Raw genomic sequence first — 16,910 nt, 5'->3', positions numbered from 1 at the left:
GGAGCGGAGCCACGCTGTCGCCATCGCCTTCCGTGAGTCCGCCCCGTGAGTACCACCACCGCCCATCCCCCCGCCACACGCTCGCTGCGCCAACGCTGGCTGCCGCGCCTGCCCGGCCTGGCCCTGACCGCCGCGGTGGCCGCGCTGGCCCTGCTGCTCGGCCAGCAACCCGCGCTGCAGGCGCACGGCCTGAGCGCGCTGACCCTGGCGATTGCGCTGGGCATCGGCCTGGGCAACACGCTCTATCCCCGGCTTGCGCCCCGCGCGGGAGCCGGCGTGGGCTTTTCCAAACAATGGCTGCTGCGTGCAGGCATCGTGCTGTACGGCGTGCGGCTGACCTTCCAGGACATCGGCCAGGTCGGCGTGGTCGGCGCGCTGGTGGACGTGACCGTGGTTGCCAGCACGTTGCTGCTGGGGTGGTGGGCGGGAACGCGCCTGTTCGGACTGGACCGTGGCAGCGCGTTGCTGATCGGGGCCGGCAGCGCCATCTGCGGGGCGGCGGCGGTGATGGCGGCCGAGCCGGTGCTGCGCGCGCGCGCCGAACAGGTGACGGTCGCGGTGTCGACCGTCGTGGTGTTCGGCACCCTGGCGATGTTCGCCTGGCCCCTGCTCTATCAGCTCAATCTCAGCCATGCCTGGCTGCCGGTCAGCGAACACGCCTATGGACTGTTTGCCGGATCCACGATCCACGAGGTGGCCCAGGTGGTGGCCGCCGGCGGTGCGGTCAGCCCAGCGGCGGCCGACACCGCGGTGATCACCAAGATGGTGCGGGTGATGCTGCTGGCTCCCGCGTTGCTGGTGGTGTCGCTGCTGCTGGCACGCGGATCTGCCGGCACACCCGACGCACCGCGCGCACGGATCGTGGTGCCCTGGTTCGCGTTCGGCTTCATCGCGGTGGCGGCGTTCAATTCGCTGCAGTGGCTGCCGCCCGGGCTGGTCCATGCGCTGGTGCAACTGGATACCCTGCTGCTGGCGATGGCCATGGCTGCGCTGGGGTTGACCACGCACGTGTCGGCCTTGCGCCAGGCGGGCATGAAGCCGTTGCTGCTGGCACTGCTGCTGTTCGGGTGGCTGCTGGTGGGCGGGCTGGGGGTGAATCTGGGGATGCAGGCGCTGCTGGGGTGATCACGGGTAGAATGCGCCATGAACGAATTCTCCGAACTGCCCCTGTCGGCCTCGCTGGCAGCGGGCATCGACGCGCTGGGCTATACCCGCATGACGCCGGTGCAGGCGCAAAGCCTGCCCGCCATCCTCGAGCGCCGCGACGTGATCGCCCAAGCCCCTACCGGCAGCGGCAAGACCGCTGCGTTCGGTCTGGGCCTGCTGCAGAAGCTGGACCCGGCGGTGATCCGCGCGCAGGCGCTGGTGCTGTGTCCGACCCGCGAACTGGCCGACCAGGTCGGCAAGCAGATCCGCAAGCTGGCCACCGGCATTCCCAACCTGAAACTGGTGGTGCTCACCGGCGGCATGCCGCTGGGTCCCCAGCTGGCCTCACTGGAAGCGCATGACCCGCATGTGGTCGTCGGCACGCCCGGCCGGATCCAGGAACTGGGCCGCAAGCGGGCGCTGAAGCTGGGCGGGGTGACCACCCTGGTGCTGGACGAAGCTGACCGCATGCTCGACATGGGCTTTGAAGAACCCATCCGCGAGATCGCCGGACGCACCAGCAAGGACCGGCAGACCCTGCTGTTCTCGGCGACCTTCCCTGACGAGATCCGCCAGATCGCGCGCGACCTGCTGCGCGATCCGGCGGAAGTGACGGTGGAAGGGGCCGACCACGCGCCGGCCATCCGTCACCTGTTCTGCGAAGTGGACCTGAGCAGCAAGCAGAAGGCACTGGCCGGACTGCTGCTGAAGTACACCCCGGAATCGGCGGTGGTGTTCTGCAACACCCGCCGCGACGTGGATGAAGTCGCCAACTCGCTGCAGCAGTTCGGGTTCTCCGCGCTGGCGCTGCATGGCGACATGGAACAGCGCGACCGCGACGAAGTGCTGGTGCGTTTCGCCAACCGCAGCTGCAACGTGCTGGTGGCCAGCGACGTGGCCGCACGCGGACTGGACGTGCAGGACCTGGCCGCCGTGATCAACTACGAACTGCCGACCGATATCGAAACCTATCAGCACCGGGTCGGCCGCACCGGCCGTGCGGGCGCGACCGGGTTGGCGATCAGTCTGGTGACCGGGCGCGAGCGCAACCGCGCCGATGCGCTCGAAGCCGCGCAGGGTTCACCGCTGGACTGGCAGAAGACGCCACTGGCCACCGCGCGACCGGCGGTGCTGCCGCAGGCGGCGATGCAGACCCTGCGCATTGACGGCGGCAAGACCGACAAGCTGCGGCCGGGCGACATTCTGGGCGCGCTGACCGGCGAAGCCGGTCTGTCGGCCAAGGTCATCGGCAAGATCGACATCTACCCGACGCGCTCCTATGTGGCGATCGCCCGCGAGCACGTCGGCAAGGCGATTGCACGGCTGGAGGCCGGCAAGATCAAGGGCCGCCGGTTCCGCGTACGGAAGATGTGATCGGCACGAGGGTTGCGCCGGCCGTTGGTCGGCGCAACCGTTCAGTACACCAGATTCGCCACCAACGGCACATCGGCGTCCCAGCGTTCGCGCCCGCCCAGACCGGCCAGCTCCACCAGCACGGCCGCGCCCAGCACCTCCACCTGCAGCTGGCGGGCCAGCGACAGCGCCGCCAGCAGGGTGCCGCCGGTGGCCAGCACGTCATCCACCACCAGCACCCGTGCACCGGCCGGCAACGCGTCGGCGTGCACTTCAATGCTGTCGGTACGGTACTCCAGCGTGTAGTCCTGGCGCAGGGTGCGGCCCGGCAGCTTGCCCGGCTTGCGCACCGGCACAAAGCCCACGTCGAGCACGCGCGCCATCGCCGCGCCGAGGATGAACCCGCGCGACTCGATACCCATCACCGCGTCCAGCCTCGCTTCGCGCCAGGGTTCCACCATGGCATCAATCGCCGCGGCGAAATCCGGCCCATGCGCCAGCAGCGGCATGATGTCCTTGAACAGGATGCCGGGCTTGGGGAAGTCAGCGACGTCACGCAGACGGCCGGCCCAGGCAGGCACGGGAGTGGAGGAATCGGTCATGGCTCAGCTACTGCAAAGGGTGGCATAGGGTACCGCGACCGCCGCTCAGGAGCTGCACGACAGCATCGAACAGCCGGCCTTGTCGCGTGCCCAGTCCGGTCGCCGCGCCGCCAGGTGCTCGCGGCCGGGCTGTTCCGTATAGGGGTCGCGCAGCACCTGCTGCAGCGTGTGTACGCCCTCCAGGTCGCCCTGCTCGGCCCGTTCGATCGCCTCCTGCGCCAGCCAGTTGCGCAGCACGTAAATCGGATTGGCCCGATCCATGCCGGCCCGACGCGTGGTCGGGTCCTGGCCATCCGCACGGGCGCGTGCGGCATAGCGCTGCAACCAGTCCTGCACTGCGGGCAGCACGGCGTCGCGGTGTTCCGGGCTGTAGAACGCCGCCTCCAGCACCACCACCGACGGCATGTCCAGGTCGAGCGCTGAGAGCGCGCGGAATGCGAGGGTCATGTCCATCTGGCCGTCCTGCAGCAGCTGTCGCCAGTCGGCCATCAGGACCAGGTCGTCGTCGGTGCAGGCGAGCAGGCCGAACTTCGCGGCGGTGTCGGCACGCTCGCAGCGCGCGTACGTCGCCTGGAAGGCGGCCAACCCCTCGTGCAGCGGTGCCGCGTCTTCGAACAACGGAGCCAGGGCCTGCGCCAACCGGGTCAGGTTCCAGTACGCCACCTGCGGCTGGGTGCCGAAACGGTAGCGCCTGCCCTGGGCATCGGTGGTGTTGGGGGTCCAGTCCGGGTCGTAATCCTCGACCCAGCCGTAGGGACCGTAATCGATGGTCAGCCCCAGCACCGACATGTTGTCGGTGTTCATCACGCCGTGCACGAAGCCCACCCGCATCCAGTGCGCCACCATGATCGCGGTCCGCTCGCAGATCAGGCCGAACCAGCGTGTGTAACGGGACGCCCCTGCCCCGTCCAGCTCGGGGAAGTCGCGTGCGATGCAGGCATCGGCCAGCTGCCGCAGCAGCTCGATATCGCCGCGCGAGGCGGGCAACTCGAAGCTGCCAAAGCGCAGGAACGACGGCGCTACCCGGCACACCACCGCGCCCGGCTCGGCGCGCGGATGGCCGTCGTAGAACATGTCGCGAACCACGGCGTCGCCGGTACCCACCAGGCTGAGCGCACGGGTCGTGGGCACGCCCAGGTGATGCATGGCCTCGCTGCACAGGAATTCGCGGATCGACGAACGCAGCACCGCGCGGCCGTCGGCCCCGCGCGAATACGGGGTGCGCCCGGCCCCCTTCAACTGCAGTTCCCAGCGCTCGCCCTGCGCGGTGACCAGCTCACCCAGCGAAATGGCGCGGCCGTCGCCGAGCTGGCCGGCCCAATGGCCGAACTGGTGCCCGCCGTAGGCGGCCGCCCACGGCTGCATGCCGGCATACAGCGCATTGCCACCGAACACGCGGGGGAAATCAGCGCTGTCGAGCAGATCCGGGCCCATGCCCAGGCGCTCGGCGAGCTCGGGGGAGTACGCCAGCAAGCGGGGCGCGGCCACCGGCGTGGGCATCACCTTCGACCAGGCCGCGCCGCGTACCTCACGCAGCGCGGGACCCTCGACCGGATCACCGGGCAGGTCGTGAAGGAAGCGGTTGTCGAACTGAAGCGTGGAGGTACTCATGCTCAGCAGATGGGGCCGGCCGGCGCCACAGGCAAGCTCAGGCTGCGCCGGCCGCCAGGTCCAGCGCCCCGCCCTTGGCCTGCGCACGCTGGTACGCCGGCCGCTGTTCGATGCGCTCCAGGAACGACTGCAACCGCGGGTAGGCCGACAGGTCGCCCGCGCGCGCGGCCGCAGCCTGTAGCGGGAAACTCATCTGGATGTCGGCGGCGGTAAAGCGCTCGCCGGCAAACCAGGGGGCGCTGCCGAGCTCGCGTTCCATCCACTGCAGGTGCAGCTTGATCTGCGGGCCGACGAAGCCCTTCAGCGCCTTGTCGGCGATCTGCCGCGCGATCGGCCGCGCAAAGAACGGCATCGGGGCCTTGCGCAACCGTGAAAACACCAGCGACATCACCATCGGCGGCATCGCCGAGCCTTCGGCGTAGTGCATCCAGTAGCGGTACCGCAGGCGCTCGGGAGCCTGCAGCGGCAGCGGCTCGGGTGAGAACTGGCGGGCGCTGTCGTAGCGGTCGACCAGATACTCCAGGATCGCACCGGACTCGGCCAGCACCAGGGTGTCGTCCTCCACGACCGGCGACTTGCCCAGCGGGTGGATGTCACGCAGCGCCTGCGGGGCCAGCCAGGTGTTGGGATCTCGGCGGTAGCTGATCACCTGGTAAGGCAGGTTCAATTCCTCCAGCATCCACAGCACGCGCTGGGAACGGGAGTGGTCCAGATGGTGCACCTTGATCATCAGCAGGTCCGCAACGACAAACCCCCATGCTACTGCGGGCCGATGAACAGACAAACAAAAACGCCGGAAGCTTTCGCTTCCGGCGTTTGGAGGCAACCTTTCGGTTACAGGGCTGAATTACAGCGCCTGCACCTGGTCAGCCTGCATGCCCTTCTGGCCCTGCACGGCGACGAAGGAGACCTTCTGGCCTTCCTGCAGCGACTTGAAGCCGTTGCCCTGGATGGCGCGGAAGTGCACGAACAGGTCCGGGCCGCTTTCCGGGGTGATGAAGCCAAAGCCCTTGGCATCATTGAACCACTTCACAGTGCCGTTCTGACGATCAGACATTACAAACTCCTGAAACAATAGTTGAAATAATCGCGGCCACCCAATGGCGGGAGCCGAGACTGAGTTGCAGGCGTTGGTAAAGCGGATCGATGAGCAGATCGTGAGATCAACTGCACCAGGCCACGATTCACGGTGACCCTAGCAAACACAGTGAGGGTGACGATACGCGTGTTTTCGGGAAAAAGCGATAGGCAGATCATTCAGCCATTTTGGCTTCATCCCTGACAGGACAAGGATTTCGAGGGCCTTGCACATTTTCCGACCCCGTATTCAGATTTTTCCTAGCTGAATTCCGGCCAAATTAGTGATTCAAGATTCAGCGATTCGGGTCGACAGGCCCAGCTCCAGCGCGGATGTGAAGGCGCGCGGCTGTCCGGAGATCGGGTCGATGAAGGCCAGCCCACTGGCAAGCAGCTGCAGGGCGGCCTGCCCACCGGGCTCCGGCGGGCGCAGCACGGGATACAGGTCGTCGCCGAGGATCGGTGCACCCAGCGCGGCCATATGCACCCGCAGCTGATGCTTGCGCCCGGTATGCGGATGCAGCCGGTAGTGCCAGACAGCCCCCTGGCCTTCAATTACCTCGATGCGGGTACTGGCATTGGGCGCGCCCGGGCCCTCGGCCATGCGGAAGAACGGCTCGCCGGGCACCAGCCGACTGTTCCGCTGCAACGGGAACACCTGCTCCGGCAGGCCCGGGGCCAACGCCTCGTAGACCTTGTCGATGCGCCGTTCGCGGAACAGGCGCTGGTAGGCATCGCGGCTGGCCGGGCGGGTGGAAAACAGCAACAGCCCGGCGGTAAGCCGGTCCAGCCGATGCAGGGGAACCAGGTCGCGGTTGCCGGTACGCGCCACCAGGCGCGCCAGCAGGGTTTCACGCACATAGGCCCCGGCCGGGGTCACCGGCAGAAAATGCGGCTTGTCGGCCACCAGCAGGTCGGCATCCAGATGAAGGATGGATTCCTGCCCGGCCACGACCGGCTCCTCGCTGACCTCCCGGTAGTAGCGGATCTCCTGCCCCACCCGCCACGGGTCGGTCGGGTCCAGCGCCCTGCCCTGCGGGTCCTGGACCCGGCCGCGGGCGAAGCGGTCCAGCCACTGTGCACGGTCGATCCGCGGGAAGCGCGCGCACAGCCCGTCCAGCAGACAGGCCCACGGGCCGGCTGGCAGCTGCAGCCGGCTCGGGGCCAGCGGATCAAGCAGGTAATCGGACGCGCTCATGACCCACGCATTATCATGGTGCTCTTTGTTTACGGTATCCCCATGGCCCTTACCGCCACCATCCGCAAGGCCGAGTTGCAGATCAGCGACATGGACCGCGCTTATTACGCCAGCCATAACCTGACCCTGGCCCAGCACCCCTCCGAGACCGACGAGCGTCTGATGGTGCGGCTGCTGGCCTTTGCGCTGAACGCCGAGGACCGGCTGGAATTCGGACGCGGCCTCAGCACCGACGACGAGCCGGACCTGTGGAAGCAGGACTACACCGGGGCCATCGAACGCTGGATTGATCTGGGCCAGCCGGATGAGTCGCGCCTGCGCAAGGCCGCCGGCCGCGCGAGCGCGGTCCAGCTGATCACTTATGGCGGCCGCGCGGCCGACATCTGGTGGGACCGCAACGCGTCGGCACTGAACAAGCTGAAGTCACTGGAGGTGATGGATCTGCCGGCCGAGTTCGTGGAGCAGTGGGGCGCGAAGATCGAGCGCAGCATGCGCTGGACCGTGCTGATCCAGGACGGTGAGGTGCAGCTGATCTCCGACAGTGCCGAGCTCAGCGTCATTCCGACCTGGCGCAAGCCCAAGCCCCAGGCCTGACCCGACCGCATGAGCCTTCATCGCTGCGATGTCCTGGTGATCGGTGCCGGTGCGGCCGGCCTGATGTGTGCGCTGACCGCAGGCCAGCGCGGCCGCATGGTGCAGGTGATCGACCACGCCAACAAGGTGGGCAAGAAGATCCTGATGTCCGGTGGTGGCCGCTGCAACTTCACCAATACCGGCACCACCGCGGCCAACTTCCTGTCGGCCAATCCGCATTTCTGCAAATCCGCCCTCGCCCGCTACACCCCGTGGGACTTCATCTCGATGGTGGAGCGGCATGGCATCGCCTATCACGAAAAGGAACTGGGCCAGCTGTTCTGCGACGTCTCCTCCAAGCAGATCGTGCGCATGCTGGTGGACGAATGCCAGGCCGCCGGGGTGCAGATCCGCACCGACTGCGCGGTCACCCGGGTGGAGCATGGCGCAGACGGCTTCCATGTCCACACCGCTGATGGGCACTTCCATGCCGCCTCGCTGGTCGTGGCCACCGGCGGGCTGTCCATCCCCAGCCTGGGGGCGACCGGCTTCGGCTACGAGCTGGCCCGCCAGTTCGGTCATGACGTGCTGCCGACCCGCGCCGGGCTGGTCCCGCTGACCTTGAGCGGAAAGCACCAGGAACGTTTCGCTGACCTGAGCGGGGTCGCCCTGCCGGTCGCGGCGCGCTGCAACGACATGGAGTTCCGCAACTCCCTGCTGATCACCCATCGCGGCATCAGCGGTCCGGCGATCCTGCAGATCTCCTCGTTCTGGCAGCCCGGCGACGACCTGCGCCTGGACCTGCTGCCCGGCCAGAACGCCGAGGAGTGGCTGCGCACGATGAAGCGCGAGCGGGGTTCGGCTGAGCTGCGCACGGTGCTGTCGGACGTGCTGCCGCGCCGGCTGGCGCTGCGCCTGTGCGAGCACTGGCTGCCCGACCGCCCGGTCAAGCAGATCGACGAGCGCGAGCTGCGCCAGGCGGCCGCGCTGCTGCAGGACTTCCCGCTGGTCGCCAGCGGCACGGAAGGGTACCGTACCGCTGAGGTGACCTTGGGGGGCGTGGACACACGCCAGGTCTCCTCCAGCACATTCGAGTCGCAGCGGGTGCCGGGCCTGCACTTCATTGGTGAAGTGCTGGACGTGACCGGCTGGCTGGGCGGCTACAACTTCCAGTGGGCCTGGGCCAGCGGCCGGGCGGCCGGGCTGGTGGTGTAACCGGGCTCACACTCCGCGACCGTCGATTGCGCTCTGGCATGGACGTCGCGGCACGCATCGTGTATCAAGATGGCACTTCGGGGAGTAGTGAATGCAGAACGCCAACGACATCACCGTCCGCCTGCTGATCGTGGACGACAGCGGCGAGAACGCCGAGACCATCGTCAGCACGCTGCGCAACAGCGGCATCGCGGTGCGACCGGCCCGACCGCAGAACAGTGAGGAGCTGGCCCAGATCATCGGCAGCCAGCCGATCGACCTGGTGCTGGTGGCACCGGCGCAGAGCATTCCGCTGCTGCAGGTTACCCAGCAGATCGCCGCCAGCGGCAAGGACATTCCGATGATCCTGCTGGCCGAGGCGGTCAATGAGGCGGAGTGGGTCGAGGCCAGCGCCAACGGTTTCCGCGCGGTGACCCTGCGCCACCGCCCCGAACATCTGCTGGCGGTGGTGCGCAACGAATGGACCGACCTGCACGCCCGCCGCGGCCTGCGCCGGATCGAGGCGCAGATGCGCGAGACCGAGCGTCGTTGCGATGCGCTGATCGCCTCCTCGCGCGATCCGATCGCCTATGTCCATGAAGGCATGCACATCCGCGCCAACGAGGCCTACCTGGAAATGTTCGGGTTCGAGTCGTTCGACGACGTGGAAGGCATTTCGCTGCTGGACATGGTGGCTCCGCAGCACGTGGAAGGCTTCAAGCAGCTGCTCAAGTCGCTCAGCAAGGGCGAGGCACCGCCGCCCCAGTACCAGGTGGACGCGCGCAACCAGGACGGCGCGATCTTCGCGGCCACCATGGAGTTCACCCCGGCCACCTATGAGGGCGAGTCCTGCCTGCAGGTGGTGTTCCGTCGCCGCATGGAACTGGACACCGAACTGGCCCGCGAAGTTGAAGACCTGCGCCAGCGTGACCAGGTCACCGGCCTGCTCAACCGCCCGACCTTCATGGTGCACGTGGAAAACGCAGTGGCCCAGGCCGGTCGCAGCGAAGGTCGCTTCGGCCTGCTGCTGGTGGAGCCAGATCATTACGCGCGATTGCTGCCGGACATCGGACTGGACTCGGCCGATGCCCTCATCGCCGCCCTCGCCCGCGTACTCGCGGCGACGGTGGGCGACCGTGCGCAGGTGGCGCGCTTCGGTGAGCACAGCTTTGCGGTGCTGACCGAAGGTGCCTATGCCGAGACCGAGGGTCTGGCCGATCGCATCCGCGAGGCGTTTGCGGCGCAGGTGTTCAGCATCGGCGAGCGCTCGGCCACGGTCACCGTCAGCATCGGCGGCGTACAGGTGGGCGAGAAGATCGCAAGCATCGGCCAGGTGCTGGCGCGGGCCACCGAGTGCCAGCAGGGGGCGTCCGAACTGGGCAACACCACCCGCATCTTCGACCCGGCCGCGGTGGACCGCGTGGAAGAAGAGCGCGTCCAGCGCTGGGTGGCACGGATCAAGGAAGCACTGGCGGGGGAAGGCTTCCAGCTGCACTACCAGCCGGTACTGAACCTGCAGGGCGAGCCGCTGGAGCTGTACGAAGCCTACCTGCGCCTGGACAACAACGGCGAACTGCTGAGCCCGACCGCATTCCTGGGCATCGCCGAAGAGCACGGCCTGCTGGCGGACATCAACCGCTGGGTGGTGACCGAAGCGATCAACGTGCTGGGTCAGCGTGCACGCGCCGGCCATGCCACGCAGATGCTGGTGAAGATCACGCCGGAGTCGTTCAGCGACCCGCAGATGGTGGCCACGCTGCGTCGCGAGCTTGCGGCGCACGGCGTGCCCGGCGAACGCCTGTGGCTGCACGCACCAGAAGCGAAGGTGTTCACCCACCTGCGTAACGCACAGCAGTTCCTCGCCGACGTCGCCCCGCTGGGGATCCGCATCGGTCTGGAACAGTTCGGCTCGGGCCTGGATTCGTTCCAGCTGCTGGCGCACTTCCAGCCGCAGTTCCTCAAGCTGGACCGCGACTTCACCAGCGACTTCGCCCGCACCCGCGAGCACGCCGACAAGATCAGCGAGATCACCGCACGCGCGCAGGAGGCCAACATCCGCACGCTGGCCGAGTTCGTCGCCGACGCCAACTCGATGAGCCTGCTGTTCAGTGCCGGCGTGGATTACGTGCAGGGTGAATTCGTCGGACCTGCGGGTCCGGCCATGAATTTTGATTTTGCTTAGTGGTTTGGTTTTTCGCGAAGAGCAGCGTTTCGGCTGATACGTACCGGGGAGGCCTACGGGCAGCCCCGCTCCGGGACACGCCGCAAGTACGTCCATGTAGGCTACTCCACGGCATCCATGCCGTGGAGTGTCCCTCCGGAGGCTACCCGTAGGCCTCCCCCTCATGCATCGCGCGATGCGGTGCGAACGGCAACGACAACAGCCATTTCGATTCGGGGTCATGCGTTACCGGGCGTTGGGAGTTTCACTGCCGTCGTCTGTCGACCGACGCTACCAGGCGCGCGAATGGGTTTTGATCTTCCGTGGCCACCGACCCGCCAAACCAAGAGACCCGCGAGCATCGGCTGTTCGCTCAAATGCCCGAAAAGCAGAACGCCAGGCAAAGCCTGGCGTTGTGCGCACACGTAGATCCAAGAAGGATCAGCTCGTGAGATCAACCAAGTTAGGAATGGCCACATCGGTGGCGACGTCCGCGTCGTAATCCACGCCTCCGACGCCGAAGCCGAACAGGCGCAGGAAGTCGGCCTTGTAGCCGGCCAGGTCGCTGATCTCGTACAGGTTCTCGTTGGTCACCTGCGGCCACAGCTTGAGCACTTCTGCCTGGACGTCCGGGGCCATTTCCTTGTAGTCCGCACGCAGGCGGCCAGCCTCGTCCACCAGTTCCACCGTGCGGCCGTCGGCCAGCAGCTGGTGGCGCAGGCGCTCGGTTGCGGTGCCGGTGTCCTTGCCGCCGTAGACGATGTCGTACAGGGTGTCGAGCTGCTCGATGCAGCCTTCGTGCGTACCGCGCTCCTTCATCACCTTGAACAACAGGGAGAGGTACAGCGGCATGGTCGGGATGGCCGAGCTGGCCTGGGTCACGACTGCCTTCAGCACCGACACGCGCGCGTCGCCGCCGATCTTCTGCAGCTTCTCGCGCAGACCCAGCACCTTCTCGTCCAGATCCTTCTTGGCCGCGCCAATAGAACCGTTCCAGTAGATCGCCTGGGTGATCTCTTCGCCCACATAGGTGAAGGCCGTGGTGGTCGCGCCCTCCGCCAGCACGCCGGCTTCCAGCAGCGCGTCGATCCACATCTGCCAGTCTTCGCCGCCCATCACCGCCACGGTGCCCGCGATCTCTTCCGCGGTCGCCGGCTGCAGCGTAGTTTCGGTCAGCACTTCCTTGTCAGTGTCCAGACCACGCAAGGTGATCGGCTCGCCGATGGGCTTCAGCGTGGAGCTGATCACCTCGCCGGTGCGCGGGTGCTTGCGGCGCGGCGCGGCCAGGCTGTACACCACCTGGTCGACCTGGCCCAGGTCCTGCTTGATCAGCTCGATGACCTTGGCCTTCACTTCATCGGAGAACGCATCACCGTTCACGCTCTTGGCGTACAGGCCGGCTTCGTCGGCGTACTTGTGGAACGCCGCCGAGTTGTACCAGCCCGCCGTGCCCGGCTTGCTGTCGGTACCCGGACGCTCGAAGAACACACCCAGCGTCGACGCGCCGCTGCCGAAGGCGGCGGTGATGCGCGCCGCCAGGCCGTAGCCGGTGGACGCACCCAGCACCAGCACGCGCTTGGGGCCGTTGGGCAGCTTCGGCTGCGCCTTGATGTAGTCGATCTGCTGCTTGACCGCTGCATCGCAGCCTGCCGGATGGGTGGTAACGCAGATGAAGCCGCGAACGCGCGGTTTGATGACCATGAACACCTCGAGGGAAACGGAGCGGCCGCCTGAGCAACCGCGCAACCCCGAAATCGTAGTGCCCCCGACGCCCCCGCACAACCAACGCCCCAGTACGGAAGAAAAGCAGAAAAAAGAAAAGCCGCGCAAAGCGCGGCTCTCAGAGACCCCGACGAAGGAGGAGCCCCCTTTTTGTTAAAGGGGGCGCGCCAACGGCGCGGGGTTAAGGTGGAATGCGCGAACCGTAACAGAACGGAACCGCAGGTTCCGATTTGTTACGGCCTGCGTGCCATCGCTTCGACGTCCTTGGCCTTCGGCAGCAGATCCTGCTTGCTCACCCGCAGGAAGCCAATCGTCAGCATCGGCACCGCCACCAGGATCGAGGACACCACCACGATCACCGCGCCGATCATGTGGGTTTCAGCCAGACCTTCCAGCGAGGCACCACCGTACATGTACAGCGCCAGCGCCGACAGGAAGAACATCACCGCGGTGATCACCGTACGCGACAGCGTCTGGTTGATCGAGCGGTTCAGCACCTCCAGCGGTTCCACGCGCAGGCTGCGGAAGTTTTCACGGACGCGGTCGAACACCACGATGATGTCGTTGATCGCAAAGCCCATCACCGACAACAGACCGGCCAGCAGGTTCAGGTCGAACTCGCGCCCCATCAGCGACATGTAGGCCAGCGTGACCAGCAGGTCGAACAGGGCCACGATGCTGGCGGTGACCGCGAACTTCCATTCAAAACGGAAGCCGATGTAGATCAGGAAGCCGGCCAGCATGAAGATCGTGGCGTACAGCCCGTTCAAGGCCAGGTCCTTGCCGATCTGCGGACCCACGTACTCGTTGCGCAGGATGGTGGCCGGATTCTCGGCCGTGGTGATGGCCTTGAGCACGGCGTCACCGGTGGCCTTGTCCTGGGCCGCCCCTTCGGCACCCGGGTCATGGGCACCGTGCGGAGCCAGACGGATCAGCAGGTCGGTGTTGCCACCGAAGCTCTGCACCTGGGCGTTCTCGAAGCCGTTGGATTCCAGCTTGGAGCGGACCTGTTCGACGTCCACCTGCTTGTCGAAGCGGGCTTCGATCAGGGTGCCGCCGGTGAAGTCCAGGGCGAAGGTGAAGCCCTTGACGCCGATGATGGCCACCGAGGCCAGGAACACCGCGATCGTGACCGCCATGGCGACATGGCGCCAACGCATGAAGTCGATCTTGGTGTCGTTCGGGAGGATGTGCAGCGGAAACAGTTTCATTGTGCGTGTCGTCCCGTCAGATGGCCACGTTCTGGAGCTTCTTGCGACGGCCGTAGATCAGCGTCGCCAGGGCGCGCGATACGGTGATCGCCGTGAACATCGAAGCGAAAATACCGATGATCATGGTCAGGGCGAAGCCCTTCAGCGGACCGGTGCCGAACGCAAACAGCGCCACACCGACGATCAGGCCGGTCAGGTTGGCGTCCAGGATGGTGCCGCTGGCGCGCTCGTAACCGGTCACGATGGCGGTCTTGCCCGGCACGCCGGCCCGCAGTTCTTCACGGATACGCTCGTTGATCAGCACGTTGGCGTCCACCGACAGGCCTACCGACAGCGCCAGACCGGCGAAGCCCGGCAGGGTCATGGTGGCACCAAACAGCGACATCACGGCCACCACGATCAGCAGGTTGAACAACATCGCTGCCGAGGTGATCAGACCGAACATGCGGTAGTACACGGTGAAGAACACCAGGGTGAACAGGAACGCGTAGATCACCGCGGTGACGCCGCGCTCCACGTTTTCCGCACCCAGGCTCGGACCCACCACGCGCTCTTCGACGAAATCCATCGGCGCGGCGAGCGAGCCGGACTTCAGCAGCTTGGCCAAGTCTTCGGATTCCTTCTTTTCCAGGCCGGTGGTCTGGAACTGCTTGCCGAACACACCATTGATGTTGGCCACCGAGATCACTTCCTCGTTGACCTTGAAGCTGCGCACTTCCTGACCATCCACTTCGGTCACGGTCGGCACGCGTTCGGTGTACACCACCGCCATCGGCTTGTTCACGTTGGCGCTGGTGAAGTCGAACATGCGCTGACCGCCCACGGCGTTCAGGGTCACGCTGACCGCATTGCTGCCGGTCTGCGGGTCGGTGGTGGCCTGAGCGGCCACCATCTGGTCGCCGGTCACGATCACGCGCTTGTTCAGCAGGATCGGACCACCGCCATCACGACGCTGGTACACCTTCGCTTCCGGCGGAATGCGGCCGCTGGCGATGGCGTCCTGCGCATTGCCTTCCACCACCGCGCGGTATTCCAGGGTCGCCGTTGCGCCGATCATGCGCTTGGCTTCCGCGGTGTCCTGCACACCCGGCAGCTGCACGACCACACGGTCGGCACCCTGGCGCTGGATGATCGGCTCGGACACGCCGAGCTGGTTGACGCGGTTGCGCAGCGTGTTGATGTTCTGCTCGATGGCACCGTTGGCAATCGTGGTCAGCTCGCTGTCCGGCACGCTCACGGTGATCCGGTTACCGCTGGCGTCGTAGCCCAGGGTGGGCTGCGCCTTGGCCAGCAGCTGACGCGCGCGCTCGACCACCTCGGCACCGGCCGACGGGCTGATGACCGCGACGATGGTGTTGTCCGGGCGACGCTCGACCGACTGGTAGGCAATGCGGGCATCGCGGAGGCTGGTGCGCACGTCTTCGGCGTAGGCATCCATGCGCTTGTCCAGGGCGGCCTTCTGGTCGACCTGCAGCACGAAGTGCACGCCGCCCTGCAGATCCAGACCCAGGGTCATCGGGCGACCGCCCAGCTTGGCCAGCCAGTCCGGCACGGTCGAGGCCAGATTCAGCGCCACGGTGTAGTGCTCGCCCACGCTGTCGCGCAGCAGGTCGCTGGCAGCGGCCTGGGTCTTCAGATCGGGCAGACGGACGATCAGGCTGTCGCCCTCCTTCTCCGCGCCGATGGTGCTGATGCCGGCCTGCTTCAGGTCGGCCAGCACGCGGTCACGGAGCGCGTCGTCGACCTGACCACCGCGGTTGGCGGTGATCTGGACGGCCGCGTCCTTCTGGTAGATGTTGGGCAGCGCATACAGAGTGCTGAGCGCCAGTACGATCAGGATGACGACGTACTTCCAGCGTGGGAATTCAAGCATTGCCAGGTTCCTGCGCGGTGCCAGTCCCGGCACCGCGGTTGGTCTTGGGAAAAAGAGGGATCAGACAGCCGACTTCAGCGTACCGGCCGGCAGCACGTTGCCGACAGCGCCCTTCTGCACGCGGATGTTCACGTTGTCAGCCACTTCGACGGTGACGAAGTTGTCGCCGATCTTGGTGACCACGCCGGCGATGCCGCCGTTGGTCAGCACTTCGTCGCCGACCTTGATCTTGTCCAGCATCGCCTTGTGTTCCTTCTGGCGCTTCATCTGCGGACGGATCATCAGGAAGTACATGATCGCGATCAGGATGATCGGGAACAGCAGCGTGGTCAGGCCCATGCCCTGCGGCTGGCCGCCAGCGGCTTGGGCGTGGGCGGCGGGAATCAGGAAAGCGAGCAGGTTCATTGTGTGTCCTTGGGTTGGGAGGCGCCCTGCCCCGGAAGGAAGGGTGTCGCCGCGAAACGGTGGGTCAGCCGCGAAGTATGCCACGGCCCCGGGGGTTATTCCTTGGGCCAATTGGCACGGTCTTCAAGGCAGGAGGGGTCAGGCGTGGCCGTCCAGCGCTGGCGTAGCCATTCCCCGGGCTGCGTAGAAGGACTCGCGGAAGGCGGTGAAGGTTCCCGCCGCGATCGCCGCGCGCATGTCGGCCATCAGCTTCTCGTAGTAGTACAGGTTGTGCAGCGTCCCCAGCATCGGGGCCAGCATTTCATTGCAGCGGTCCAGGTGGCGCAGGTAGGAACGGGTGTAACCGCTGCTGCAGGCATGGCAGCCACAGCCCGGCTCGATGGTGTCCATGTCGCGCTCGTAGCGGGCGTTGCGGATGCGGACCGTGCCGAAGGAGGTGAAATAGTGACCGTTGCGGGCGTTGCGGGTGGGCATGACGCAATCGAACATGTCCACGCCCCGTGCCACGCCCTCCACCAGGTCCTCCGGACGCCCCACACCCATCAGGTAGCGCGGACGGTCCGCCGGCAGGATCGGATTCAGGTGCTCCAGCATGGCGTTGCGCTCGTGCTCCGGCTCGCCCACCGCCAGCCCGCCGATGGCGTAACCGTCGAAGCCGATCTGCTGCAGGCCTTCGGCCGAGCGGGTGCGCAGGTCGCGGTGAACGCCGCCCTGGACGATGCCGAACAGCGCGGCGTCGTTGCCCAGTTCATCGTGGGCGTTGCGGCTGCGCTGGGCCCAGCGC

General features: G+C 66.5%; 15 protein-coding genes. 5 read left to right on the top strand and 10 right to left on the bottom strand.

The genetic code is table 11. The features are described 5' to 3' along the window. The first annotated feature begins 45 nt into the window (after positions 1 to 45). Together QMX83_RS08750 and dbpA are read left to right on the top strand one after the other, a co-directional pair. A complete protein-coding gene (locus QMX83_RS08750; RefSeq protein ID WP_282296244.1) occupies positions 46 to 1,125 on the top strand; it encodes a YeiH family protein in 1,080 nt (359 codons plus the stop codon). A gap of 18 nt (positions 1,126 to 1,143) precedes the next feature. After that, positions 1,144 to 2,520 (top strand): ATP-dependent RNA helicase DbpA, encoded by a 1,377-nt coding sequence (gene dbpA, locus QMX83_RS08745; RefSeq protein ID WP_282296243.1) that lies wholly within the window; start codon positions 1,144 to 1,146, stop codon positions 2,518 to 2,520. A gap of 41 nt (positions 2,521 to 2,561) precedes the next feature. On the opposite strand, the gene QMX83_RS08740 is transcribed toward dbpA, so the two are convergent. The 5 genes from QMX83_RS08740 to QMX83_RS08720 form a co-directional block, all read right to left on the bottom strand. Further along, on the bottom strand, positions 2,562 to 3,101 hold the full coding sequence (locus QMX83_RS08740) for an adenine phosphoribosyltransferase (protein ID WP_282296242.1): 540 nt from the start codon (positions 3,099 to 3,101) through the stop codon (positions 2,562 to 2,564). Between the two features lie 45 nt (positions 3,102 to 3,146). Beyond that, entirely contained in the window at positions 3,147 to 4,712 is a 1,566-nt protein-coding gene (locus QMX83_RS08735) for a protein adenylyltransferase SelO (RefSeq protein ID WP_282296241.1), read from the bottom strand. Between the two features lie 37 nt (positions 4,713 to 4,749). Further along, positions 4,750 to 5,442: a glutathione S-transferase gene (locus tag QMX83_RS08730; protein WP_282296240.1), complete on the bottom strand. Its 693-nt coding sequence runs from the start codon at positions 5,440 to 5,442 to the stop codon at positions 4,750 to 4,752. A gap of 117 nt (positions 5,443 to 5,559) precedes the next feature. Further along, the gene (locus QMX83_RS08725; protein WP_125361038.1) at positions 5,560 to 5,769 is read right to left on the bottom strand and encodes a cold-shock protein; all 210 of its coding nucleotides are present in this window, start codon (positions 5,767 to 5,769) and stop codon (positions 5,560 to 5,562) included. Positions 5,770 to 6,078: 309 nt separating this feature from the next. Then, the gene (locus QMX83_RS08720) at positions 6,079 to 6,987 is read right to left on the bottom strand and encodes a pseudouridine synthase (RefSeq protein ID WP_282296239.1); all 909 of its coding nucleotides are present in this window, start codon (positions 6,985 to 6,987) and stop codon (positions 6,079 to 6,081) included. A 42-nt stretch (positions 6,988 to 7,029) separates the two neighbouring features. Between QMX83_RS08720 and QMX83_RS08715 the strand changes: the two genes are divergently transcribed. The 3 genes from QMX83_RS08715 (at position 7,030) to QMX83_RS08705 (ending at position 10,936) form a co-directional block, all read left to right on the top strand. Next, positions 7,030 to 7,581, top strand: a complete 552-nt coding sequence (locus QMX83_RS08715; RefSeq protein ID WP_282296238.1) for a YaeQ family protein — start codon at positions 7,030 to 7,032, stop codon at positions 7,579 to 7,581. 9 nt (positions 7,582 to 7,590) lie between these two features. Then, positions 7,591 to 8,775 carry an NAD(P)/FAD-dependent oxidoreductase gene (locus QMX83_RS08710; RefSeq protein WP_282296237.1) on the top strand — a complete coding sequence of 395 codons (1,185 nt, stop codon included), beginning with the start codon at positions 7,591 to 7,593 and terminating at the stop codon, positions 8,773 to 8,775. Positions 8,776 to 8,866: 91 nt separating this feature from the next. Further along, positions 8,867 to 10,936 carry an EAL domain-containing protein gene (locus tag QMX83_RS08705; RefSeq protein WP_282296236.1) on the top strand — a complete coding sequence of 690 codons (2,070 nt, stop codon included), beginning with the start codon at positions 8,867 to 8,869 and terminating at the stop codon, positions 10,934 to 10,936. A 420-nt stretch (positions 10,937 to 11,356) separates the two neighbouring features. Here the strand turns inward: QMX83_RS08705 and fabV are convergent, their stop codons facing one another. The 5 genes from fabV to QMX83_RS08680 all read right to left on the bottom strand — a co-directional run. Further along, complete coding sequence (gene fabV / locus QMX83_RS08700) at positions 11,357 to 12,616, bottom strand: enoyl-ACP reductase FabV (RefSeq protein WP_282296235.1); 1,260 nt, start codon at positions 12,614 to 12,616, stop codon at positions 11,357 to 11,359. A 254-nt stretch (positions 12,617 to 12,870) separates the two neighbouring features. Next, positions 12,871 to 13,848: a protein translocase subunit SecF gene (gene secF, locus QMX83_RS08695; protein ID WP_282296234.1), complete on the bottom strand. Its 978-nt coding sequence runs from the start codon at positions 13,846 to 13,848 to the stop codon at positions 12,871 to 12,873. Positions 13,849 to 13,864: 16 nt separating this feature from the next. Further along, a complete protein-coding gene (gene secD, locus QMX83_RS08690) occupies positions 13,865 to 15,721 on the bottom strand; it encodes a protein translocase subunit SecD (protein WP_282296233.1) in 1,857 nt (618 codons plus the stop codon). Positions 15,722 to 15,781: 60 nt separating this feature from the next. After that, positions 15,782 to 16,126: a preprotein translocase subunit YajC gene (yajC, locus tag QMX83_RS08685; RefSeq protein ID WP_282296232.1), complete on the bottom strand. Its 345-nt coding sequence runs from the start codon at positions 16,124 to 16,126 to the stop codon at positions 15,782 to 15,784. A 138-nt stretch (positions 16,127 to 16,264) separates the two neighbouring features. Then, on the bottom strand, positions 16,265 to 16,910 hold a 646-nt coding region (locus QMX83_RS08680; RefSeq protein ID WP_282296231.1), incomplete at its 5' end, for a tRNA guanosine(34) transglycosylase Tgt.

Origin of the sequence: Stenotrophomonas sp. PS02289, assembly GCF_029960115.1 — a bacterium.
Taxonomy (GTDB): domain Bacteria; phylum Pseudomonadota; class Gammaproteobacteria; order Xanthomonadales; family Xanthomonadaceae; genus Stenotrophomonas.
The sequence above is the reverse complement of the archived record's forward strand: the minus strand, read 5'-3'. Positions and strand labels throughout refer to the sequence as shown.